The following is a 22301-nucleotide window of genomic DNA, read 5'->3' as shown; positions in this document are numbered from 1 at the left end:
CGACCCGCACCACGCGGCCGTCTTGACCATCGGCCGTTGACGCTGTTTGACGCCCTCGCGTAGGGTCGGCATCACGGTCACGGACGCCGCCCGGTCGTCCTTCACGTTCAATTTCACGGCAGGTCCGCGTTTGTCATCCCCGGCCGACCCTTCGCGACTCGAGACGGCGGCTCACCGACTGAAGTCAGCGCTCGCTGCGCTCGAGACGGCGGTCGCGCGACGCATCGAAGGTGACCTCAGCCACGGCGCGCTCAACCTGCAGCTCGATGCGGCGCAGAGCGATCGCGCCCGGCTCGCCGAGGAGCTCGACCGGGCAGCCGAGCGCATCGCTGCGCTGGAAGCCGCCAATCGCGACGTGGCCGGTCGCCTCGACCAGACCATGGGCGCGATCCGCAGCGTCCTCGCGACCCACGGGGCCTGACCGCCATGGCCCATGTCAACGTGACCATCAACGGCCGCCAGTTCCGCATGGCCTGCGACGACGGCCAGGAAGAGCACCTGATGCGGCTCGCCGCCGACGTCGACGGCAAGGTCGATCAATTGAGGGGGGCCTTCGGCGAGATCGGCGACACCCGCCTCACCGTCATGGCGGCGATCATGGTTGCTGACGAAATGGCCGACATGAAGCGGCGCCTGCGCGTGGCCGAAACCGAGCTCGCCGAATTGCGCGAGGCCAGCGCGCTGATGCAGGAACAGGCAGACGCGCGTGCGGCTTCGGCCGCAAGCACGCTCGACGAGGCTGCAGCGACCGTCGAGCGCATCGTCGCCCGGCTGAACGCGCCGCCGCGCAGCGCGGGATGACGCCTGCCGGACAGATGCCCGCGCCGCGCGCGTAAGCTTTCGTTCACCCTGTGCAACCAACGATGCCGGAGAACGCCGGCAACCCTCCGGCAAGCTCTCGGTGTCATGTTGTCTGTAAACGGATGGCATATTAAACCGGGGTCAAGGGTGATGACGACCGTGACCATCCGCCGCTTCTCCGAGGGAGCGCGGACCGGCCGCTCCCGCCCTGTCGAACCCGCTTCGGAGACGGCATGACCATGATGCAGAGCAGCGCCTCGTCCATCGAACTCGACCTGATGGATGCACCGCCGGAACAGCCGCGGCGGTCGTGGGGCGTGGTGCTGGCCAAGGCCGACCAGGGCAGCGGCGCCGAGCCCAGGATCGAGGCGCGGGTGACCATGTATGCCGACCGCTCGCGCTTCTTCGTCGCCTATCCCGGCGGCAAGGAAGAGATCCTGTCGCCGATCCAGTTCGTGGCGCTGGTGCTCGAACTGAAGCGCTCGGGCCGCTTCGTGTTCGACCGAAAGCGCCAGTAGCGGCAATTCGCCTGCCCCCTGGCGGGCGGTTTCGCTTGTCCCCATATACGTTTTCCTGTATTGCGGCGCTCATCTGCGGATCGACCAATGGTCGGAACCGTCGGTGCGACGGGGCGGTTCGCCGTTCCGGAGGGGGCGTCCGACGCCCGCTTGCTCTGCGTCCACGCCGTGGCCCCCGACGGGCTGCCGCCCTGGATGGGGCCCGTATCGGCGCCGGTCACGACCCGCCAGCCACTCAGACATCACCGTCATCCGCGCGGGTTGCGCCCATTGAGCCGTTTTCGGCCAGTGTCGGACGCGATTTCAGCCCCTCGTCCGGCCCACGCGGAACCGACGGCCTTTCAACACAACCCGGCGCAACAACGGGCTCAAGGGACAGACACGTATGGCAACCGCCAGCAGCATGAACCCCACTCGCGACGATTTCGCCGCGCTCCTCACCGAGAGCTTCGGTAAGACGGAAATGAACGAAGGTTCCGTGATCAAGGGAACCGTCGTCGGGATCGAGAAGGATCTCGCGATCATCGACGTGGGCCTGAAGACCGAAGGCCGCGTCGCGCTGAAGGAATTCACCGGCCCCGGCCGGGAAGGCGAGATCAAGATCGGCGACATCGTCGAGGTCTATCTCGAGCGCGTCGAGAACGCGCTTGGTGAGGCCGTCATCTCGCGCGACAAGGCCCGTCGCGAAGAGAGCTGGGTGAAGCTCGAAAAGGCCTTCACGGCCAATGAGAAGGTCACCGGCACGATCTTCAACACGGTGAAGGGCGGCTATACCGTCGATCTCGACGGCGCCGTGGCCTTCCTGCCGCGCAGCCAGGTCGACATCCGCCCGATCCGCGACGTCGGCCCGCTGATGAACTCGCCGCAGCCGTTCCAGATCCTCAAGATGGATCGCCGCCGCGGCAATATCGTGGTGTCGCGCCGTACGGTTCTCGAAGAGACCCGCGCCGAGCAGCGTCACGAGCTGGTGCAGAACCTCGAAGAGGGCCAGATCATCGACGGCGTGGTCAAGAACATCACCGACTACGGTGCGTTCGTCGACCTCGGCGGCATCGACGGCCTGCTGCATGTCACCGACATCGCCTGGCGTCGCGTCAACCACCCCTCGGAGGTCCTCACGATCGGCCAGACCGTCAAGGTCAAGATCGTCAAGATCAACCACGAGACGCACCGCATCTCGCTCGGCATGAAGCAGCTGCTCGACGATCCGTGGCAGGGCATCGAGGCCAAGTACCCGATCAATGCCAAGTTCAAGGGCCGGGTCACCAACATCACCGACTACGGCGCCTTCGTGGAGCTGGAGCCGGGCATCGAGGGCCTCATCCACGTTTCCGAGATGAGCTGGACCAAGAAGAACGTCCATCCGGGCAAGATCGTTTCCACCTCGCAGGAAGTGGAAGTGTCGATCCTGGAGGTCGATTCCTCGAAGCGCCGCATTTCGCTCGGCCTCAAGCAGACCCTGCAGAATCCTTGGGAGGCCTTCGTCGAGAAGTTCCCGATCGGTTCGGTCGTGGAAGGCGAAGTCAAGAACAAGACCGAGTTCGGCCTGTTCCTGGGCCTCGAGGGCGATGTCGACGGCATGGTCCACCTGTCCGATCTCGACTGGAACCGTCCGGGCGAGCAGGTCATCGAGGAGTTCAAGAAGGGCGACATCATCCGCGCCCAGGTCCTCGACGTCGACGTGGAGAAGGAGCGCATCTCGCTCGGCCTGAAGCAGGTCGGCGGCGATCCCTTCGCTGATGCCGGCGAGCTGCGCAAGGGCCAGATCGTCACCTGCGAAGTGATCGACGTGAAGGAAGGCGGCATCGACGTGAAGCTGACCGGCACCGATCTCACGACCTTCGTGAAGCGGTCCGAGCTTGCCCGCGACCGTGCCGACCAGCGCCCCGAGCGTTTCGCCGCCGGCGAAAAGGTCGACGCCCGCGTCATCATGTTCGATCGCAAGGCCCGCAAGGTCCAGGTGTCGATCAAGGCGCTGGAAGTGGCCGAGGAGAAGGAAGCCATGGCCACCTACGGCTCGGCCGACTCGGGTGCTTCGCTCGGCGACATCCTGGGCGCCGCCCTCAAGGCGCGCACCGACAACAAGAAGTGAGCCGATCGGGCCTTCGGGCCCGACCGCAGCCTTCAAGCCCCGCGCGGAGCCATCCGCGCGGGGTTTTCTTTTGCCTGGAGCCTCGCGCCATCGCCTGCCCATGGCCGGAGCGCTCGCGGCCGTCGGGGGACTATCGATCGGCCCGCTGGCGCAACCGCCGGAATGGCTCGATGATCCCGGGATCGCCATCAGGAGGACCCCGATGCCCGAAGGCCCGGCACGGATACTGAACCAGCGCATCAGCATCGCCTGCATGGACGGCGTGGCGGACGTCCGCCTGAGCCGCCCCGACAAGATGAACGCCCTCGACCCGGCCATGTTCGATACCCTGATCGAGGCCGGCGAGACGCTTCGGCAAGATGCCGGCGTCAGGGCCGTGGTGCTCTCGGGCGAAGGCAAGGGCTTTTGCGCCGGACTGGACATGGGCCTGTTCCAGTCGATGGCCTCCGGCGGCAGTGTGCTGGGCGATCTCAGGCCGAGAACGCACGGCGCCGCCAACCGGGCGCAGCAGGCGGTGCTGGTCTGGCGCTCGCTGGCCGTGCCGGTGATCGCGGCCATTCATGGGGTGGCGCTGGGCGGCGGCTTCCAGATCGCGCTCGGCGCCGACATCCGTTATGTCGCGCCCGACGCCAGGCTCTCGATCCTGGAAATCAAATGGGGACTGGTGCCGGATATGGCCGGCGTCGCGCTGATGCGCGAACTGGCGCGCGCCGACGTGATCCGGGAACTGACCTTCACCGGCCGGATGTTTTCCGGCACCGAGGCGCTGGCGCTGGGTTTCGCGACGGCCGTCCATGCCGACCCGCGCGCGGCGGCGCTGGCAACGGCGCGCGACATCGCGGGACGAAACCCGGACGCGGTGCGGGCGGCCAAGCGCCTCATGAATCTCGCGGGCGACGGCCCGGTCGCCGAAATCCTGCAGGCGGAGTCGAACGAGCAGGCGGCGCTGATCGGCTCGGCCAACCAGATCGAAGCCGTCATGGCCGGCGTGGAGAAGCGGACGCCGGTGTTTCGCCCGCCACCGGCCTGACGAAGCGGTCCTGCCGGAGACCCTGGCCGGCCCTTGACGACGAACGCGGCGGACAAGGCCCGCCGCGTCCTGTCGATCGTCGCGCCGACAGGATCAGCCCGTGACGCGAGACAGCCCTTGCCTCAGAGGCTCGCCATCATGCGGGTGACGGCATTGGAATAGGCCGTTCGGACGCATGACGAGGCCAGGCCCCGATTGTGCAGGGCGGCAGCGCCGGCGCTGGTGCCGCAACGCTGATAGGCAAGGGCGAGATGCCGCATGCCCCATTCGAGGCCCGCACCGCAGGAATTGAGCGCGGAGGTCGGGCCGGTATAGCCGAGACCGCGAGCGGTCGCCGGCTTGATCTGCAACGGCCCCAGCTCGCCGGCCCGGCCGACGGCCTGGCAGCGCAGGTGGCTTTCAACCCGGGCAACGGCGATCGCGAAGCGGGCGGGAACACCGTGACGGCCGGCAACCTCGGCGACGCGCCGGGCGACCGAAGAGGTCATCTCGATGGTATTGCCGCCGGCCTGGGCCTGGAGCTGGGCCTGGCCGCGACGGGCCGCGGGCTGAACGGCGGCCGGGCTGGAGGGCGTGGCATTGCGCGCAAACATGGCGGCCCAGGACATGTCCTGGCTGTAGATTTCATCGGCCTCGGCTGAAGTCGTCAATGATGCGGACGCTGCAATGATAGCAAAAAAAGCCAAATGCATGGAAAAGCGGCGAAAAGCCGCGTTTCTAATAATCATGATTTCTTGTTCCTAAGTATAGGCCCGCGCATCTAAGGTCGATGCCAGCAGCAGCCACATCCCGTCATTCACCCTTTCCGGTCACTCAATTGACCCAAGGGAACGCATTCATCTGAAATGGGACCAACGCGGCGGCTTATATTCACAAAAAATTTGCATTGCAATAATTTTATAGTTTGGCCTTGACCTGAGTCCGAATCGTCACGGCGGCTGGCTGCCGGGGCGGCACGGCCGCCGGCGCGCGACACCACCGCTTCGGCCCGGTTGCCTGCCTGCGCCCGGACCATTAACTGCTAGGCTTCAAGCCTCGCCAGGAGCCGCCGTATGTCCAACCTCAAGGTCGCCATCGTTCAGGTCACCCCGTTCGAGCAGAACGCTTCGATCGTCTGGGATACCGGCACGATGAAGGCGGCGATCGTCGACCCCGGCGGCGACCTGCCGCGCATCCTGGCGGCACTCAAGGAATTGAAGGTGACGCCGGAAAAGATCCTGATCACCCATGGCCATATCGACCATGCCGGCGGCGCGGCGGAGCTCGCCGAGACCCTCAAGATCCCGGTCGAGGGCCCGCATATCGCCGATGAGGTGATCATCAAGAGCCTGCCGATCCAGGCGCAGAATTTCGGTATGACCGGCGTGCGCACCGTCGTCCCGGATCGCTGGCTCGCGGAAGGCGACAAGGTCACGGTCGGCGAGCTGACGTTCGACGTGCTGCATGTGCCCGGACACGCCCCGGGCCACGTCGTCTTCGTCCACCACCCCTCCGAATTCGCACTGGTCGGCGATACCGTGTTCCAGGGCTCGGTCGGGCGCACGGATCTCTATGGCGGCGACCACGATCTCCTGATCAAGGGCATCAAGGAGAAGCTTCTGCCGCTCGGCGACGATTTCGCGGTCTTGCCGGGCCATGGTCCGGCAACCACGCTCGGCCGCGAGCGGACGAGCAATCCCTTCCTCACCGACTGATCCGCTCGGGATGCGGCATCGTATCTGCGCGAGCCGATCACGCCCGGACGCTCATCCGAACTCGTGCGGCATCTGAGCGCGAGTTTCAGGCCGTGCGAAACCGGGCATCGGTGACGGGACAAGGCTGCGGCAAACCGGCGCGGCTGCCCGACAAGAGAGGAAATCCGCCGTCATGCGGCCGAGATTTTGCCTTGAGCGAACGGTATCTCTTGCCACTATCCGCAATTCCCCTCATGTTTCGTGACATATCGGCGAAACAGTTCATCTGGTACTTGCCAAACCGGATGCGCGGGGGTCTTTCGCGCCAAACGCTTGATCGGGACGACCCTTGCTTCAGCCCCTCGTGACCTTCGTCCGTGACCGCATCGGCTTCAAGCGGATCGTGCTTGGTGTTTCGCTGGCGATGCTCGCCATCGCCATCTACGTGCTGGTGCACAAGCTCAAGCACATCAACTGGTCGAAGGTGTTCACCGCGATCTCCGAGATCGGGCCGGGCACCCTTGTCGTCGCCGGCCTGTTCACGGCGGCCGCCTATCTGACGCTGACCGTCTACGACTATTTCGCCACCCGCACGATCGGCCGCGAGGACATCCCCTACCCGGCCTGCGCGATGGGCTCCTTCACCAGCTATTCGATCGCGCATAACCTCGGCGCGACGGTGTTTACCGCCGCCGTGGTGCGCTATCTCGTCTATTCCCGCTACAAGATCACCGCTCCGGAGGTGGTCAAGCTGTGCTTCATCGCCGGCCTCACCTTCTGGCTCGGCAATGCCACGGTGCTCGGCCTCGGCTTCGTGCTGGAACCGGAAGTGGTCACGCCGGTCGTCGAAGCCTTCGGTATCGGCGGCTCGACCGTCCGGATGGTCGGCATCGGCATTCTGGTCGCCCTGGTCGGCTGGCTGATTTTCGTCAGCACGCCGCGCAAATTCGGCCGTGGCGCCTGGGTCATCAAACTGCCGACGGCTCGCCTGACCGCACTGCAGATGGTCATCGGCATTGTCGACCTCGCGTGCTGCGCGGCCATTCTCTACGTCCTGCTGATGGCCATGCCGCATGCGCCTGACGTGCCGTTCCAGGCCGTGGCGGTGATTTTCTGCGCCTCCATGCTGCTCGGCTTCGCCACCCACGCGCCGGGCGCCGCCGGTGCCTTCGAGGCGACCTTGCTGATCGCCCTGCCGCCGCTCGGCTTCCGGCCGGAATCGGTGGTGGCCGCCTTCATCCTGTTCCGGCTGTATTATTTCATCGCACCGTTCCTGCTGGCGCTCAGCCTGCTGGCGATCCGCGAGCTGACCAGCGGCCATCGCTCGCTCGATCATCTGAAGGAGAGCATGGCGGCGATCCGGGCGGCCGAGGCCAGCCACGAAGCGGCCAAGCACGTCGCCGCCAAGCCGGGCCCCGCCGAGTAAGCGTTTACGCTGTCCACCCCTGCGGCTAGAAGGGATGCGTTCCCGCAACGCGACCTCGAGGCCGTCATGCCCCGCATCCTGGTGTTCTCCGGCTCGATCCGGACCGGCTCGTTCAACGCCAGGCTGGCGGCGGTGGCGGCGACCGAACTCGCCCGCCTCGACGCCGACGTGACCCATATCTCGCTCGGCGACTATCCGATGCCGATCTATGACGGCGACCTGGAGAGCGCCTCCGGCCCGCCGGACAATGCCCTCAAGCTGAAGCGGCTGTTCTGCGCGCACCAGGGCATCTTCATCGCCGGCCCCGAATATAATGCCGGTATCACGCCGCTCCTGAAAAACACCATCGACTGGGTCAGCCGCGTCCGCGAGGCCGGCGAGCCACCGCTCGCCGCCTACCGGAACCGCGTCTTTGCGCTTGGCTCGGCCTCGCCCGGCGGCTATGGCGGCATGCGCTCGCAAATCGCCACGCGCCAATCGCTGGAACTTGGCTGCGGCGCCCATCTCATTCCGGAAACCTGTGCGGTCTCGGCCGCGCATCAGGCCTTCGACGAAGCCGGCAACCTGAAGGACGAGCGCAGCCGCGCCGCCCTCATCGCCTGCAGCAAGTCGCTGGTCGAGAAAGCGAGCGCTTACCGATGACCCCGACCAGCAACCAGGACCCCCGCGCCAAACTGTTCGTCGCGCTCGACCTGTCGAGCCTCGCCGAAGCCGAGCGCCTGGTGACCAGGCTCGGCGACAGAGTGACGCATTACAAGATCGGCTATCGGCTCGGCTATTCCGACGGCATCGCCTTCGGCCGCGAACTCGCCGCCTCGGGCAAGACCATCTTCTTCGACCTGAAGCTGCATGACATCGACAACACCGTGCGCGAGGGCGTCGAATCGATCGTCAGGACCGGCGCCCACTACCTCACCGTCCACGCCTATCCGCAAACCATGAAGGCGGCGGCCGCCGGGCGGGCAGGATCGCATCTGAAGATCCTGGCGGTGACCATCCTGACCTCATGGAACGACGTCGATTGCGCCGAGGCCGGCTATGCCGGCAACGTCGCCGCGCTGGTCCAGAACAAGGCGAAACAGGCCGTGTCGCTCGGCATGGACGGCATCGTCTGCTCGGCGCAGGAGACCGGCCTGCTGCGTGCCGCCGGCATTCCCGAAAGCGTCGAGCTGGTGACCCCGGGCATCCGTCCGGCAGGCTCCGATATCGGCGACCAGAAGCGCAACGTCACCCCGCGGATGGCGATCGCCGGCGGTGCCGATCGACTGGTCGTCGGACGGCCGATCACCGGGGCCGCCGACCCGGTCGTCGCCGCGCAGGCCATCCTTGACGAGATCGCCATGGCGCTCGGTTGAGCATCGTGGCAAGATTTCTTAACCACTGTGAAGGCTTGAATCCCGAGCCGGCCGCACCACCTGCGGTCAGGTGAAGATTGCGAGGCGATGCATGACGAGACCTGAAGATCCGCGTAAATCCGGCCGATTCCAGACGGCGCTGACGGGCGTTCTCGGCCTGGTCGGCGGGCTTTTCATCGCGATCTTCATGTTCATCCAGCTCAGGGCCGCCTGGAACAATGGCGTGGTCCTGCTCGGGCCGGCGGGCCCGGACGCCTGGGATCTCGAATACGAAACCGAGCCGCTGAGCTATATCGTGGCCATGTCGGCTCTATATCCCGCCGCCATCGTCTGCGGCGTGATATTGGCCTTGGCCAGCCTGTTCGTGCTGATGCGCAACCGCAATGATGTCAGGCGCGACGACTAATCCGCCGCAGCTCGGGCGCGCGCCGCCTTGAGTGCCTGATAGATCCGCCCCATCGCGGCCTCGACCCTGGCGGCATCGTCGGGTTCGGCGTTCGACATCATCAGGTCGAGGATCGCCGCGTGGGCGGCCAGCGCGCGGCTGGCGAGCTCCTTCCCCTTCTGTGTCAGCTTCAGCCTGCGGATGCGGCCGTCATCGGCGTCCCGCTCGCGGGTGATCAGCCCACGCCGTTCCAGATCCGGCAAGGTCATGCTGACGGCGCTCTTGCCAACCAGCAGCCGGCCGGCCAGCTCACCCTGCGCGAGGTCGGGCTGCCGCGCCAGGTTGGCCAGGATGTCATATTGCGAAAGGTTCAGGCCGAGCGGCTCGAGCGCCGCGGTTATCGCCATCTCGCAGGCATGGTGCACCCTGACCACGCTCAGCCACGACCCAAAGCCGGGAACCTCCCAGGGCCGGCGGCCGGCCGGCGGCTCTTGCAATTGGTTCAGCGGTGAACTATTTTGTTCAGTCATGAACTAATTTTAGCCGAGCCGACGTTTCAAGGAAAGAGACTGCCATGAAGAGCCTGGCTCTGAAGGCCATGCGCACGGGTTTTCAGCTCGGCAGCGCGATGGCCCCGCGCACCACCGGCCGCATCGCGCTTCGATTGTTCCGCAAGCCGTTCGACCCGATGGGGCCCAGCGACAAGAAGCAGCAGGTGATCGCGGCGGGCCGCGAGCTTTTCGCCGGCGCCGAGAGCCGTCGCGTCCGCCATGCCGGTGGCCACGTCCAGGCCTATCATTTTCGGCCGAAACCCGAAGCCGACCGCGGCGAGACGGTTGCCGTGGTTCACGGCTGGGCCAACCAGGCCTATTTCATGCGGGCCTTCATCGAGGGGCTCACCGCCGGCGGTTTCCAGGTCGTCGCCTTCGACCTGCCGGCGCATGGCGATTCGACCGGTGCCGGGACCGATCCCTTCGACGGCGCCCGCGCCTTGCAGGCCGTTGCCGCGGCCTTCGGGCCGCTGCACGGCGTCGTCGCCTATTCCTTCGGCGGAGCCGTCACCGCCTTCGCCGTCGACGGCAAGCCGCCCCTGGCCGCGCCGCTCGAGGTCGGTCGCATCGCTTTCGTCTCGGCGCCCGATGCAATCGTCGACATCACCAGACGCTTCGGGCAGATGACCGGGCTTGGGCAGGCCGCGCAATCGGCATTCGAACGGGCGCTGAGCGCCCGCGGCGGCCGGGCCCTGGATGAACTGAGGGTCTCGACCATGCTGGCGCGGAACGATACGCCGAGGCTCATCGTGCACTCGCGCGACGACCGCGAGATCCCGTTCGCCGACGCGGAGCGTTTGGCGAGCGCGGGCGCAGCGACCGAATTCGCCCCGGTGGACCGGCTCGGCCATCGCCGCATCCTCTATGCCCCCGAGGTGATCGGACGGGTCGTCGAATTCATGCAAAAGCCTGTCGCCGGGCGGCTTTGACGTCCGGCCGGGCGGCCATCCATCGGCCGCTTCCAGCCCCCTGCGGCCAAGAGAAGCCTGCTCCGGCGCTTGCGCCGGGCTCCCGCCGGGTCTACCTGAACGACAGCCGGGCGGTGACGCCCAAGTTTCAGTGAGACTTGCGGAGCCCTCATGCCGCTCGACACCGATGCCGTGCTCGACCGTCGCCTGTTGCGCAGGAAGCTGACCTTCTGGCGCGTCGCCGCCGTGGTCGCGGCCGTCGCAGGGCTCGCCACGGCCGGCTTCTACGGCGCCCGCAGCGCCGGCCTGTTCGCCACACGCCATGTCGCGCGGATCGAAGTCAGCGGCCTCATCACCCAGAATGCCGATTTCGTCAGGATGATCGACGCGATCGGACGCAATGACAGCGTCCGCGGCCTGGTTGTCTCGATCGATTCGCCCGGTGGCACCGTCGCCGGCTCCGAGGCGCTCTATCTGGCGATCCGCCAGGTCGCGGCCAAGAAGCCGACGGTCGCGGTGGTCAACGGCATGGCGGCCTCGGGCGGCTACATCGCCGCCATCGCCACCGACTACATCGTCACACGCGAGACCTCGATCACCGGCTCGATCGGCGTGATCGTGCAATTCCCCAATGTGGTGCGCCTCCTGGAAACCGTCGGGGTCAAGGTCGAGGCGGTGCGCTCGACGCCGCTGAAGGCCACGCCGAGCGGCATCGAGCCGACCAGTCCCGAAGCGATCGCGGCACTGCGCGAAATCGTCACGGACAGCTATCAATGGTTCCAGCGCCTGGTGAGGGAACGCCGGGGCCTGACCGACGACGAATTGCGCATCGCTTCCGACGGCCGGGCCTTTTCCGGTGTCCGGGCACGCGACATGAAGCTGGTCGACGCCATTGGCGGCGAGGACGAGGCGCGTGGCTGGCTCGCCGGCCGCGGCGTGCCGCGCGAACTGGACATTCGCACCTACCGGCCGTCACGCCGAGGCGGCCTGCCCTTCATCAATGCCGCCGCGGCGGCGGTGGTCGATGCGCTCGGCCTGAGCGCGCTTGGCGAGAGATTGCGCTCCTCGGGCATCGTTGCGGGTATCGAGCGCTCGGCGCTTGACGGGCTCCTGGTCGTCTGGCAGCCTCCAACCCCATGATCCATTTCATAAAATTCAACCGGAGGCGTGCCGCGGGCGCGCATCGTCGATGATCAAATCCGAACTGGTCCAAAAGATCGCCGAGCAGAACCCGCAGCTCTACCAGCGCGACGTCGAGAATATCGTCAATGCGATCCTCGACGAGGTCGTCTCGGCGCTCGCACGCGGAGACCGGGTGGAGCTGCGCGGCTTCGGTGCCTTTTCGGTGAAGGCGCGTAGCGCCCGTGTCGGCCGCAACCCGCGCACCGGCGCCCATGTCGCGGTCGAGGACAAGGTCGTGCCCTTCTTCAAGACGGGCAAGGAAATGCGCGAGCGGCTGAACCGGGTCTGACCCGCGAGCTTGAAAGGCACCCGGCATGATCAAGCGTATCGTCAACTGGCTGGTGCTGGCGCCCATCGCGATCGTCGCCGTGGTGCTGGCAGTGGCCAATCGGACGCCGGTCACGCTCTCTTTCGATCCGTTCTCACGCGATCTGTCATCCGCGGCACTGACCATGCCGCTGTTCGTCCTGGTCCTGGCCTCGGTGGCGCTCGGCGTCCTCATCGGCGGCACGGTGTCGTGGTGGAAGCAGGGCGTTCATCGCCGCCATGCCCGCAAGGCCGAACAGGAACTCGATGCTGCCCGCGCCGAAATCGAGCGCCTGCGCAACGAACTCGCCAGGAGCGGCGGCACCCCGCCCGAGCCGCATGGCGGCCCCCTCTCCTTTTTTGGCCGTTCGGCCGCGTGACCTGACATGCGTATCGTATCCGCCGCCGACATCGCCGGCCTGCTGACCCATTCCGATCTGGTCGATGCCTTGGGCGACGCCTTTCGTGCCGAAGCCACCGTGCCACTGCGCCACCACCACCGCATTGCCCAGCCGGACGGCGCGCCGGAGGCCATGCTGCTACTGATGCCGGCCTGGACCGCCGGCGGCAGCCAACGTTATGTCGGCACCAAGATCGTCTCGGTCTATCCCGGCAATGGCGCGAAGAACCTGCCGTCGATCTATGGCAGCTACATCCTGTCCAGCGGCCAGACCGGGGCGCCGCTCGCCGTGCTCGACGGCACCGAGCTGACCGTCTGGCGCACCGCCTGCGCCAGCGCGCTGGCGTCGCGCTCGCTGTCGCGCAAGGACGCATCGCGCCACGTCATGGTCGGCGCCGGCGCGCTCGCGCCGCATCTGATCCGCGCCCATGCCGCGGTGCGGCAGATCCGCCACGTGACCATCTGGAACCGCTCGCGGGAGCGCGCGGCCGAACTCGCCGAAGGCCTGAAGGGCACCTTGCCCGGTATCGCCATCACTGTCGGCACCGATCTTCAGGCCGCCGTCGGCGAAGCCGACATCGTCTCCTGCGCCACCATCTCGACCAATCCGATCGTCTCCGGCGACTGGCTGAAGCCGGGTGCCCATCTCGACCTCGTCGGCGGCTATACGCCATCCATGCGCGAGACCGACGATGCCGCGGTCAAGCGCGCCAGCCTGTTCGTCGACACCCGCACCGGCGGCCTGCACGAGGCCGGCGACATCGTCGACCCGCTCAAGCGCGGCATCATCACGGAAGCCGACGTCAAGGCCGACCTGTTCGATCTCGCCCGCGGCAAGCATCCCGGCCGGACCTCCGACAGCGAGATCACCCTGTTCAAATCGGTGGGAACGGCACTGGAGGACCTCGCCGCCGCCATGCTGGTCTGGCGCTCGCTGAAGAACTGATCGGCCCTCCTAGCCGGGATTGGCGATCCAGGCTTCCTGCCCGGCCGTTTCGATCGCTCCCGGACGGGCCCGGCGCACCGCCGCGATCGCCGCCTCGACCATTTGGCCGCGCTCGACCAGCAGGCGCGCGGCGATCATGCCGGAGCGACCGAGGCCGGCCCGGCAATGGATGACCAAGCGACCGCCGCGATCCAGCGCGGCACGCAGCTCGCCGGCCAGGGCCCACCAGGCCGACGGGGCGCGCGGGGTTCCATAGTCCGGGATCGGATATCTCAGCCAGCCGATGCCGTGCCGGCCGAGGCGCTGCTCAAATCCCGCCACATCGGCGAATTCGCCGTCCTCGACCAGGCTCAGCAGCATGGTCGCGCGCCAGGCCACGATGGCGGCGACATCGCCGTCGAGATCGCCATCGCGGCCGGGGCAATGCGTCAGTGCGATCGCCCATGGCGGGTCGAGCGCCAGGTCGGACAATCGCATCGCGCCGCCCGGATCGGTCATGGGTCGCCCCGTCCCCTATGCGCCGGCTTTGGCGAAGTCGGCCAGACGCTCGCTCAGCGCCGCCATGTGCCGCTGGATCTGCGGGAAGCGGTTGCTGCGCTCGCGTGTCGTCTCGTTCATGTAGAGGCCCCGGTTCATCTCGATCTGCAGGCTGTGGACGCCATTTTTCGGATCGCCGTGTTTGCGCACCGCTTCGGCCCCGACATAATGGGCATTGACCGTGACGCGATAGCCGAAGCTGGTCAGCGTTTCCGCCGCGACATCGACCAGCGCGCGGCCGCAGGTCGTGCCGTTGCGGTCGCCGAGATCGAAGTCGGAACGGCGCGTGCCGGCATCCGGGCCGTTGCCGGCGATGAACTCCGACATGCTGTGGCAGCTCAGGTGATAGGCGACGCCGAAACGCTCGCGGAAGCCGGCGATCAGCCGCCCCAGTTCGTTGTGATAGGGCCAGTAATAGTCGGCAAGGCGCGCCTCGACGTCGGCGACCGCAAGCTTGCGGTCATAGATCGGCCTGGTGCCGGCACAGACCATGGGAATGAGCCCGATGCCGGTGCTGGTCTTCGGCGAGGGGTTGAGCGGCACCGGCCAGGGGCCGTCGAGGCTGTCCGGATCGATATCGAGCTCGTGGCGGTTGGGATCGATGAAGGCATTCGGGAAGGCCGCATAAAGCCAGGTCGCGCCCGACGCCGTCACGCCGGAATAGAGCTCCTCGACAAAGGACGAGACCGATTTCTGCAGGTCCGTGAGCGAAGCGATGCTGCGGAAATGGCGCGGATATTCGGAACCGCTCCGGGGAATGTCGAAGATGACGGGCGCCGGCGCCACATCGGGATCGCGGCGCGCGAAGACGCCGGGCAGCAGGTCCATTTTCATTTCACGTCTCCAGATCCGAATATCGGGTTCGCATCGCCGTCAGGCGGATTCCGCCATCGATCGATCCGGAACGCCTCCAGCGGCGTCTCGGTCCGACCGTCGAGGATCAGCTCGCTCATGATCTGGCCAATGCCCGGGCCGAGCTGAAAACCATGGCCGGAAAAGCCGAAGGCATGGAACAGGCCCGGTGTCGTCAGGCTTTCGCCGACGACCGGGATGCGGTCGGGCATCCGGCCGTCAATGCCGCTCCAGGAGCGGATGACATGGGCGCCGGCGAGCGCCGGGACGAGCTCGACCGCCAGGTCGATCGCGCGCATAGTCGGTTCGGGCAGCGGTCGCGACCAGGGCACGGCTGGATCCGCCTCGCCATAACCGCCGCCGATGATCACATTGCCACGCGGGATCTGGCGCAAATAGACATTGCCGCCGACCACGCCGAGATTGGGCTTGATGAAATAGCCGATCGGTTCGGTCACCAGCATGTTGGGGCTGAGCGGCTGAACCGGAACCGCTTCGCCGAACGCGGCAGCGACCGCGCCACCCCAGAAGCCGGCCGTGTTCAGCAGAATGGCCGCCCGGAACGCCTCGCCGCTCCGGCTCTCCAGCACGAAGCCACGATCGTCACGCCGGTAGCCGGTGATTTCGGTGTGCTCGCGGATGACCGCGCCGGCCTTGCGCGCGGCATTGGCGAGCGCCGGTGCCAGCAGGCGCGGATTGGCCGAGCCGTCATCGGGCGCCAGCGAGCCGGCGACGACCCTCGGTCCGAGCCAGGGATATTCACCATGGATGGCGTTGCGACCGACCATGCGCAGGCTGAGCCCATGGGCGCGGGCGATATCGAGATAAGCGATGAGGTCGGCCTCTTCGGCCTCGTCGCGCGCGAGCTTCAGATGGCCGGTCCTGGCAAATTCGGCATCGGTGCCGACCAGGCTCTCCAGCCGTTTCCAGATCTCCAGGGAACGGCTGGCAATTGGCAGTTCCGCGGGATGCCGGCCCTGCTGGCGGACGCCACCGAAATTCACGCCTGTCGCCTGGCCGCCAACCAGGCCGCGTTCCAGGAGCAGGACCCGGCTGCCGCGAAGGGCGAGATGCAGCGCCGCCGAGCAGCCGGCGCCGCCGCCGCCGAGAATGAGCACATCGTGATCGCCGGTCATCGCGCCGCCGCCTTGTCGATACCGGCAGCCGGCCGGGCCGGCCCCATCGCGAAGGGCTTGACCGGCGGCTGGCCGCGCAGCCGCCCGATGGCCGGCAGGTCGCATCGCGCTTCCGCCGCCAAGATCTGGGCCGCCGCCGGGCCGCAGACGCGCCCCTGGCAGCGCCCCATGCCGGCCCGCGTGAAGGCCTTGGCCCGGTTCAGGTCCCCGGTCTGGCCGGTGCCTTCCCTCGCCTTCGCCACGGCGCGTAGCTCGCCGGCGGTCAGGCCCTCGCAGCGACACAGAATGGTCTCGTCCGGAACCTGGCGCGCCAGATCGACCGGAAACGGAAAGGCGCGCTCCAGCGCCACCCGGAAGCGGACCTGCCGTTGCAATGCGCGCTCAAGACGGACGACTTCGCCGCGATCCACCGGGCGCCCGGCATCGGCAAGGACGGCGAGCCCGGCCGCCGCACCGGCGAGTTCGGCAACCGCCGCGCCGCCGATACCGGCGCCGTCGCCGGCCAGATAGATGCCGGGCACGGCGGTCCGGCCAAGGGTATCGCGTTCCGGCACCCAGTTCGCCTGAATCTCGTCGTAGCGGAACGGCACATCCGCGAGATCGGCGAGCTGCGCCTCGGGTTTCAGGCCCCAGCCCATGCCGACCGCGTCGCAATCGACGCTTTGCTCATGCCCGCGCCGATCGCGCCAGCGGATGGCGGCAACGCCCTTCCCACCGGCTTCGATCGCGACCGGCGTGACGCCTTCGGCGATCCGGACGCCGCGGGCGCGCAGCCAGGCCACGTACCAGAGCCCCTTGCCGAGGGTCGCGGGGTCGCGCATCAGGGCCGGTGCGGCCGCGATCTTGGCCGACAGCGGCGTGGTGTCGAGCACGCAGACAACCTCCGCGCCGGCCTTGGCATATTGGTAGGCAACGAGCCAGAGCAACGGACCGCTGCCGATGAAGGCGACACGCCGGCCAATGGCGCAGCCCTGGGCCTTGAGCGCGATCTGCGCCGCGCCGAGGGTGGTGACCCCGGCAGCGGTCCAGCCGGCCACCGGGACCACCCGGTCCATCGCCCCGGTGCAGAGAATGACGGCATCGTAACCGACGACGTCGCGCGCGCCGTCGCCTAGCGTATGCAATTCCCGGGTCTCAGGGCGAATGTGCCAGACCAGCGTTGCCGGACGCCAATCGGCGAGCGGCTTCAGGCGGTCGAGCGCGGCATGCAGAGCCGAGGCCTTGGCGGCCTCGAAACCATAGAGCAGCTTCGGATCGCGCTGCAGCGGCGGCGGCGGTCTCTGGTAGATGCGCCCGCCGCCATCGGCGGCCTCGTCGATCCAGACCGGCGTCAACCCGGCCGCGACCAGCCGCTCGACCGCGCGCACGCCTGCAGGTCCGGCCCCGACAACAGCCACTTTCATCCGCGTCTGACCTCCATGCCCGATGCCGCGGGCGTGGTGCAGGCCCTGACCCGGCCAAGCCCCGTCACCTCCACCCAGCAATCCTGGCAGGCCCCCATCAGGCAGAAGCCGGCGCGCTGGTCCCGCCCGAACTCCCCGGTGCGCAGGTAGCCCGCGCCGCCGGCCAGCAGCGCCGTCAGAAGCGTGTCGCCAGCCAGCGCCCCTATCGCCTCGCCATCCAGCGTCAGGGCGATGGATGGCCGCTCGACGTCTCTCAGCCGCCGCAATCTCACAGCAGCTCCTCGTGGCGGCAATTGACCAGCACTTCGGCGACGGTTGCCGTGTTGGACAAGCGCAGCACCACCTCGACCAAGGCCGCGACGTCTTCCGGTCTCGACATCTTGTCGCGCGGCACCTTGGTGACATGCGAGGTCATGTCGGTATCGACGAAGCCGGGGCAGACAGCGGTGGCGCGAATGCCATGGTCCCAGCCGAGCCGACGAACCTCCTGGGTCAGGGCCATCACCGCGAATTTGCTCATGGCATAGGCGAGATTGTCGTTCTTGACCCGCTTGCCGGAGAGCGACGCCAGGTTGACCACCCGCCCCTCACCCGAGGCGACGAGACCCGGCCAGGCCGCCCGGATGACCCGCATCGGCCCCTTGGCATTGACCGCCCAGAGCAGGTCGAAGGCGGTCTCGTCCGGGTCGAGCAATGTGCCGCGGTTGTTCATGCCGGCGGCATTGACCAGGGCGTCGATGCGACCGAATTCGGCCAGCGTCGCCGCGGCCCATCTATCGGCGCCATCGGCCGAGGTCGCTTCATAGGCGTGGACGAACAGCCCGGCGCGCGGCGGCATTTGCGTGGGGTTGCGCATACCGGCGCTGACCCGGTAGCCGGCCGCGAGAAGCCGTTCGAGCACGGCGCGGCCGATGCCGCGGCCGGCTCCGGAGATCATGACGACACGGCCGTCGGGCTGAAGCATGGGTGGCTCCTTCTCGGATCAGATCTCGCCGGCGCGCCAGCAGGCGACGCGGCGCTCGGCACCGTCGGACAGAGGGACAAGCTCGGGAACGGCATCGGCGCAGGCGGGCTGCGCCATGGGGCAGCGGGTGCGGAAGACACAGCCCGACGGTGGCGCCGCGACGCTGGGGATTTCGCCCGACAGCGCGGCGACGCTGCCCGGCTTCTGGCGCAGCGACGGCGTCGCTGCGATCAGAGCGCGGGTATAGGGGTGGGCGGGCGCCTTGAAGACCTGGTCGGCCTTGCCCTCTTCGACCACCCGCCCGAGATACATCACCACCACCCGGTCGCAGAGATGGCGAACCACGTGCAGGTCGTGGCTGATGAACAGGAGCGCGAGACCGAGTTCCTGCCGGAGGTCGGCCAAGAGATTGACCACCTGGGCCTGAATGGAGACGTCGAGCGCCGAGACCGGCTCGTCGGCGACGATGAACTGCGGCTCGGTCGACAGGGCGCGGGCAATGGCAATGCGCTGGCGCTGGCCGCCGGAGAACTCGTGCGGCAGGCGCTGGGCCTGGCCCGAATCGAGCCCGACCTGGCGCAACAGCCCGTCGACCCGGTCGCCGATTTCGGCGCGGCCGGCGAGGCGGTGAATGAGGATACCGTCGGCGATCTGGGCGCCGATCGAGCGCCGGGGGTCGAGGCTGCCATAGGGGTCCTGGAAGACCAGCTGCATACGCCGGCGCATGGCGCGCAGGGCCGCGCCCTTCAGGCCGGACATGTCGTTGCCATCGAACAGCACCCGGCCATCGGTCAGCGGCAGGAGCTGCAGCAAGAGGCGCCCGAGCGTGCTCTTGCCGCAGCCGGATTCGCCGACGACGCCGACAGCCTCGGCCTGCCCGACCGCGATGTCGACGCCGCGCACCGCGAGGATCTTCTGGCGCGCCGAGAACAGAGATCCCCGGCCCGGAAAGGCCTTGGTCAGCCCCTCGCCGCGGACCAGGGGAGAGCCGGACCTGAAAACATGCGTGCGGTCGATGACGTTCATGCCATCTCCCTCCAGCGCGGGCAGCGGGTGGTCCGCCCCGGCGTCACCGTTTCGAGCGCAGGTGCCGCATGACCGCAGCTCTCGACGACATGGGCGCAGCGCGGCGCGAAGCGGCAGCCCGGCGGCATGGCGGTCGGCTGCGGCACGGCCCCTGGTATCGACAAGAGGCGCTCGGTCGCATCCTCGGGAATGCTGGCGAGCAGCGCCGCGGTATAGGGATGGCGCGGCGCCGCGAAGACCTCGGCGACCGGCCCCTGCTCGACGATCTCGCCGGCATACATGACGGCGACCCGGTCGGCGATCTGGCCGACGACGGCGAGATTGTGGGTCACGAAGACCATGCCCATGCCGCGTTCGGAGCCGCGCAGCGCGGCGAGCAGCGCCAGAATCTGCGCCTGCACCGTGACGTCGAGCGCGGTTGTCGGCTCGTCGGCGATCAGCAGGCGCGGATGATTGGCGATGGCCGCCGCGATCATCACCCGCTGGCGCTGGCCACCGGACAATTCATGCGGGAAACTCGCCGCGCGCCGTTCCGGATCGGGCAGGCCGACCTTGCGAAGCAGGTCGACCACGCGCTTCGCGCCGGCGCGCCCCGCCTCATGGGCTTCGACCGCCTCGGCGATCTGCTGTCCCGTCCGCAGCAGCGGATTGAGGCTGGTCGAGGGATCCTGGAACACCATGGAGAGGTCGCGGCCGCGCAGCGCGCGCAGTTCCGGCTCGCCGAGCCTCAGGAGGTCGCGTGTCTTGCCATCGCGATCGCGAAACAGGATCGTGCCCGCCGCCGGTCGCACCGCCGCCGGCAGGAGCCCCATGATGGCAAGGCCGGTCAGCGTCTTGCCGGAACCGCTCTCGCCGACAATGGCCAGCGTCTCGCCGGGCGCCAGATCGAAACTGACGTCGCGCACCAGCGGGATGTTGTGGCCGCCGATGGCCAGTTCGAGGGTCAATCCCTGGACCGAGAGCAGCGCCTGGTCCGCGGCGGCAGGCGTTTCGCGAGCCGGCGGCAAGGCCATCAGGCGGCGCAGGAAGCCCGGCACGGCGGCCGCCGTCGCGCGCGGGTCGAGGATGTCGCGCAGGCGATCGCACAGAAGGTTGAGGATCAAGACGGTGCCGCTCAGCGCCAGGCACGGCCAGAACAGCAGCAGCGGTGCATGTTCCATGGTGGCGCGGGCGCCGCGGATCATCAGGCCCCAGGACGGCGACGGCGGCACCACGCCGAGGCCGAGGAACGACAGGCCGCTCTCCAGCACCAGCGCGGCGGCGACCGTCAGGGAAAACTGGACGATCAGCGGCGCGGCGATATTCGGCAGCAGCGTGACACCCAGGATCCGCCATGGCCGGGCGCCCAGCGCCTCCTGGGCGGTGACATAGTCGAGCACGCGGGCCGACAGGGTCTCGGCATAGGCGACACGTGCGAAGCCCGGGGCATAAAGCACGCTCAAGGCCAGGATCAGCGTCGCCGCCCCCGGCCCGAGCAAGGTCACCACCAGCAGTGCCAGGAGCAGGGGCGGGAAGCACAGCACGGCCTCGGCGGCCCGCACGGTGAACAGCTCGACAAACCCACGGAAATAGCCGCCGACAATGCCGAGCAAGGTACCGAGAATGGCCGCGAACACCGCCGAGGTGAAGGCGACGGTGAGCGAGACGCGCGCACCCCATAAGATCCGCGACAGGACATCGCGGCCATATTCGTCCTGGCCGAGCCAATGCGCCGCCGTCGGGCCGGCCAGCCGGTGGGCGACGTCCTGGCGGACCGGGTCGGCCAGCGACAGGAACGGCGTGACCAGCGCCACCGCCAGGACAAGGCCGACCAGCAGGGCCGGGACAGCGAGACGGCTGAGACGATCCGCCCGCATCAGCCCTGCCTCACGCGCGGGTCGATGACGCCATAGAGCAGATCGACGATGAGGTTGAGCAGCACGTAGAGGATCGACAGGACCAGCACGATGCCCATGACCTCGGGATAGTCACGGGCTTCCACCGAGCGGACGAGATAGCCCGAAAGGCCCGGCCAGTTGAACACGAATTCGACCAGCACCGTGCCGCCGAGCAGCGAGCCGAGATGCAGGCCGACCACCGTCACCAGCGGGGTGAGCGCGTTGCGCAGGACGTGGCGCCGGATGATGACGGCCGAGGCGACGCCGCGCGCCTGGGCCGCGCGGACATGGTCGCGCGACAGCACTTCGAGCACGGCGCTGCGGGTGACGCGCAGCACCACCGCCGCGAAGCCGACCGCGATGGTTCCTGCCGGCATCAGCAGCAGGACGAGGTGGCGCCCGGGGTTCTCGAAGAAGGGCACGTAACCTCCGGCCGGCACCCAGCGCAGTCCCTGGGCGAAGACCAGGATCACCAGGGTGCCGACGACGAAGACGGGGATGGACAGGGCAAGGCCTGCAAGACCGGAGATGACGCGATCCGTCAGCGTGCCGGCACGCAGCGCCGCGAGCATGCCGAAGGGAACCCCGATCAGCACGGCGAGAAGGCCGGCGGCGCCGACCAGTTCCAGCGTCCGGGGCAATCTCAGCGTGATCTCGTCGATGATCGGATGCTGGTCCTGCATCGACAGGCCGAGATCCAGCCGCGCGAGGCCGCGGAGATAGTCGAGATATTGATCGAGGATCGGCCGGTCGAGGCCGAGCCGCTCGCGCAGCTCGGCGACCGAGCCCGGATCCGGCGCGATGCCGCCCTGGGCCAGCAGCAGCTCGGCCGGATCACCCGGGATCAGGTGGATGATCAGGAAGACCAGCGTCGCCACCACCAGAACCAGGCCGGCGGCGACCGCCAGGCGTCGGAGGACGAAGCTCAGCATG

Annotated in this window: 26 protein-coding genes; 15 read left to right on the top strand and 11 right to left on the bottom strand. The window is 67.9% G+C overall.

Translation table 11 applies throughout. The annotated features are described in order from the left end of the window. The first annotated feature begins 46 nt into the window (after positions 1 to 46). The 5 genes from AC07WJ_RS30005 (at position 47) to AC07WJ_RS29985 (ending at position 4441) form a co-directional block, all read left to right on the top strand. Positions 47 to 421 (top strand): DUF4164 domain-containing protein, encoded by a 375-nt coding sequence (locus AC07WJ_RS30005; protein ID WP_494938379.1) that lies wholly within the window; start codon positions 47 to 49, stop codon positions 419 to 421. A gap of 5 nt (positions 422 to 426) precedes the next feature. Next, positions 427 to 801 (top strand): cell division protein ZapA, encoded by a 375-nt coding sequence (locus AC07WJ_RS30000; RefSeq protein ID WP_494938378.1) that lies wholly within the window; start codon positions 427 to 429, stop codon positions 799 to 801. Between the two features lie 233 nt (positions 802 to 1034). Next, a complete protein-coding gene (locus tag AC07WJ_RS29995) occupies positions 1035 to 1319 on the top strand; it encodes a hypothetical protein (protein ID WP_494938377.1) in 285 nt (94 codons plus the stop codon). 385 nt (positions 1320 to 1704) lie between these two features. Further along, positions 1705 to 3411, top strand: a complete 1707-nt coding sequence (rpsA, locus tag AC07WJ_RS29990) for a 30S ribosomal protein S1 (RefSeq protein ID WP_494938376.1) — start codon at positions 1705 to 1707, stop codon at positions 3409 to 3411. Between the two features lie 226 nt (positions 3412 to 3637). Next, complete coding sequence (locus AC07WJ_RS29985) at positions 3638 to 4441, top strand: crotonase/enoyl-CoA hydratase family protein (RefSeq protein ID WP_494938493.1); 804 nt, start codon at positions 3638 to 3640, stop codon at positions 4439 to 4441. A gap of 122 nt (positions 4442 to 4563) precedes the next feature. On the opposite strand, the gene AC07WJ_RS29980 is transcribed toward AC07WJ_RS29985, so the two are convergent. After that, positions 4564 to 5091: a transglycosylase SLT domain-containing protein gene (locus AC07WJ_RS29980; RefSeq protein WP_494938375.1), complete on the bottom strand. Its 528-nt coding sequence runs from the start codon at positions 5089 to 5091 to the stop codon at positions 4564 to 4566. A gap of 402 nt (positions 5092 to 5493) precedes the next feature. Here AC07WJ_RS29980 and AC07WJ_RS29975 point away from each other — a divergent pair, with 402 nt between their 5' ends. The 5 genes from AC07WJ_RS29975 to AC07WJ_RS29955 all read left to right on the top strand — a co-directional run bounded on the left by AC07WJ_RS29975 (position 5494) and on the right by AC07WJ_RS29955 (position 9301). Then, complete coding sequence (locus tag AC07WJ_RS29975; RefSeq protein ID WP_494938374.1) at positions 5494 to 6135, top strand: MBL fold metallo-hydrolase; 642 nt, start codon at positions 5494 to 5496, stop codon at positions 6133 to 6135. A 328-nt stretch (positions 6136 to 6463) separates the two neighbouring features. Then, the gene (locus AC07WJ_RS29970) at positions 6464 to 7540 is read left to right on the top strand and encodes a lysylphosphatidylglycerol synthase transmembrane domain-containing protein (RefSeq protein ID WP_494938373.1); all 1077 of its coding nucleotides are present in this window, start codon (positions 6464 to 6466) and stop codon (positions 7538 to 7540) included. Between the two features lie 66 nt (positions 7541 to 7606). Continuing rightward, a complete protein-coding gene (locus AC07WJ_RS29965; RefSeq protein ID WP_494938372.1) occupies positions 7607 to 8182 on the top strand; it encodes an NADPH-dependent FMN reductase in 576 nt (191 codons plus the stop codon). Further along, the gene (pyrF, locus tag AC07WJ_RS29960; protein ID WP_494938371.1) at positions 8179 to 8895 is read left to right on the top strand and encodes an orotidine-5'-phosphate decarboxylase; all 717 of its coding nucleotides are present in this window, start codon (positions 8179 to 8181) and stop codon (positions 8893 to 8895) included. Before AC07WJ_RS29965 ends, pyrF begins: the two co-directional genes overlap by 4 nt. A 91-nt stretch (positions 8896 to 8986) precedes the next feature. Further along, on the top strand, positions 8987 to 9301 hold the full coding sequence (locus AC07WJ_RS29955) for a hypothetical protein (protein ID WP_494938370.1): 315 nt from the start codon (positions 8987 to 8989) through the stop codon (positions 9299 to 9301). Here AC07WJ_RS29955 and AC07WJ_RS29950 read toward each other — a convergent pair. Then, complete coding sequence (locus tag AC07WJ_RS29950) at positions 9298 to 9810, bottom strand: MarR family winged helix-turn-helix transcriptional regulator (RefSeq protein WP_494938369.1); 513 nt, start codon at positions 9808 to 9810, stop codon at positions 9298 to 9300. The genes AC07WJ_RS29955 and AC07WJ_RS29950 overlap by 4 nt on opposite strands. 44 nt (positions 9811 to 9854) lie before the next feature. Between AC07WJ_RS29950 and AC07WJ_RS29945 the strand changes: the two genes are divergently transcribed. The 5 genes from AC07WJ_RS29945 to lhpI all read left to right on the top strand — a co-directional run bounded on the left by AC07WJ_RS29945 (position 9855) and on the right by lhpI (position 13573). Continuing rightward, positions 9855 to 10760 (top strand): alpha/beta hydrolase, encoded by a 906-nt coding sequence (locus tag AC07WJ_RS29945; protein ID WP_494938368.1) that lies wholly within the window; start codon positions 9855 to 9857, stop codon positions 10758 to 10760. Between the two features lie 150 nt (positions 10761 to 10910). Then, positions 10911 to 11879, top strand: a complete 969-nt coding sequence (gene sppA, locus AC07WJ_RS29940; protein WP_494938367.1) for a signal peptide peptidase SppA — start codon at positions 10911 to 10913, stop codon at positions 11877 to 11879. A gap of 49 nt (positions 11880 to 11928) precedes the next feature. After that, complete coding sequence (locus AC07WJ_RS29935; RefSeq protein ID WP_494938366.1) at positions 11929 to 12210, top strand: integration host factor subunit beta; 282 nt, start codon at positions 11929 to 11931, stop codon at positions 12208 to 12210. A gap of 25 nt (positions 12211 to 12235) precedes the next feature. Then, positions 12236 to 12607: a LapA family protein gene (locus tag AC07WJ_RS29930; RefSeq protein WP_494938365.1), complete on the top strand. Its 372-nt coding sequence runs from the start codon at positions 12236 to 12238 to the stop codon at positions 12605 to 12607. A gap of 6 nt (positions 12608 to 12613) precedes the next feature. Next, positions 12614 to 13573, top strand: a complete 960-nt coding sequence (lhpI, locus tag AC07WJ_RS29925; protein WP_494938364.1) for a bifunctional Delta(1)-pyrroline-2-carboxylate/Delta(1)-piperideine-2-carboxylate reductase — start codon at positions 12614 to 12616, stop codon at positions 13571 to 13573. A gap of 9 nt (positions 13574 to 13582) precedes the next feature. Here the strand turns inward: lhpI and AC07WJ_RS29920 are convergent, their stop codons facing one another. The 9 genes from AC07WJ_RS29920 to AC07WJ_RS29880 are packed head-to-tail and all read right to left on the bottom strand — an operon-like array spanning position 13583 to position 22300. Continuing rightward, positions 13583 to 14071 carry a phosphatase domain-containing protein gene (locus tag AC07WJ_RS29920; protein ID WP_494938363.1) on the bottom strand — a complete coding sequence of 163 codons (489 nt, stop codon included), beginning with the start codon at positions 14069 to 14071 and terminating at the stop codon, positions 13583 to 13585. 15 nt (positions 14072 to 14086) lie between these two features. After that, positions 14087 to 14944 carry an N-formylglutamate amidohydrolase gene (locus AC07WJ_RS29915; RefSeq protein ID WP_494938362.1) on the bottom strand — a complete coding sequence of 286 codons (858 nt, stop codon included), beginning with the start codon at positions 14942 to 14944 and terminating at the stop codon, positions 14087 to 14089. After that, complete coding sequence (locus AC07WJ_RS29910; protein ID WP_494938361.1) at positions 14941 to 16098, bottom strand: NAD(P)/FAD-dependent oxidoreductase; 1158 nt, start codon at positions 16096 to 16098, stop codon at positions 14941 to 14943. The genes AC07WJ_RS29915 and AC07WJ_RS29910 overlap by 4 nt, the downstream gene beginning before the upstream one ends. Further along, on the bottom strand, positions 16095 to 17501 hold the full coding sequence (locus tag AC07WJ_RS29905; RefSeq protein ID WP_494938360.1) for an FAD/NAD(P)-dependent oxidoreductase: 1407 nt from the start codon (positions 17499 to 17501) through the stop codon (positions 16095 to 16097). The genes AC07WJ_RS29910 and AC07WJ_RS29905 overlap by 4 nt, the downstream gene beginning before the upstream one ends. Continuing rightward, entirely contained in the window at positions 17498 to 17773 is a 276-nt protein-coding gene (locus AC07WJ_RS29900; RefSeq protein WP_494938359.1) for a (2Fe-2S)-binding protein, read from the bottom strand. The genes AC07WJ_RS29905 and AC07WJ_RS29900 overlap by 4 nt, the downstream gene beginning before the upstream one ends. Next, positions 17770 to 18465 (bottom strand): SDR family NAD(P)-dependent oxidoreductase, encoded by a 696-nt coding sequence (locus AC07WJ_RS29895; RefSeq protein ID WP_494938358.1) that lies wholly within the window; start codon positions 18463 to 18465, stop codon positions 17770 to 17772. The genes AC07WJ_RS29900 and AC07WJ_RS29895 overlap by 4 nt, the downstream gene beginning before the upstream one ends. Before the next feature lie 18 nt (positions 18466 to 18483). Next, complete coding sequence (locus AC07WJ_RS29890; protein ID WP_494938357.1) at positions 18484 to 19491, bottom strand: ABC transporter ATP-binding protein; 1008 nt, start codon at positions 19489 to 19491, stop codon at positions 18484 to 18486. Further along, on the bottom strand, positions 19488 to 21347 hold the full coding sequence (locus AC07WJ_RS29885) for a dipeptide/oligopeptide/nickel ABC transporter permease/ATP-binding protein (RefSeq protein WP_494938356.1): 1860 nt from the start codon (positions 21345 to 21347) through the stop codon (positions 19488 to 19490). Before AC07WJ_RS29885 ends, AC07WJ_RS29890 begins: the two co-directional genes overlap by 4 nt. Continuing rightward, the gene (locus tag AC07WJ_RS29880) at positions 21347 to 22300 is read right to left on the bottom strand and encodes an ABC transporter permease (protein WP_494938355.1); all 954 of its coding nucleotides are present in this window, start codon (positions 22298 to 22300) and stop codon (positions 21347 to 21349) included. The genes AC07WJ_RS29885 and AC07WJ_RS29880 overlap by 1 nt, the downstream gene beginning before the upstream one ends. Position 22301 lies beyond the last annotated feature (1 nt).

It is taken from the genome of Phreatobacter sp. GW821-FHT04C01, from assembly GCF_059420385.1.
This window is presented reverse-complemented; position numbering and strand designations above follow the sequence as displayed.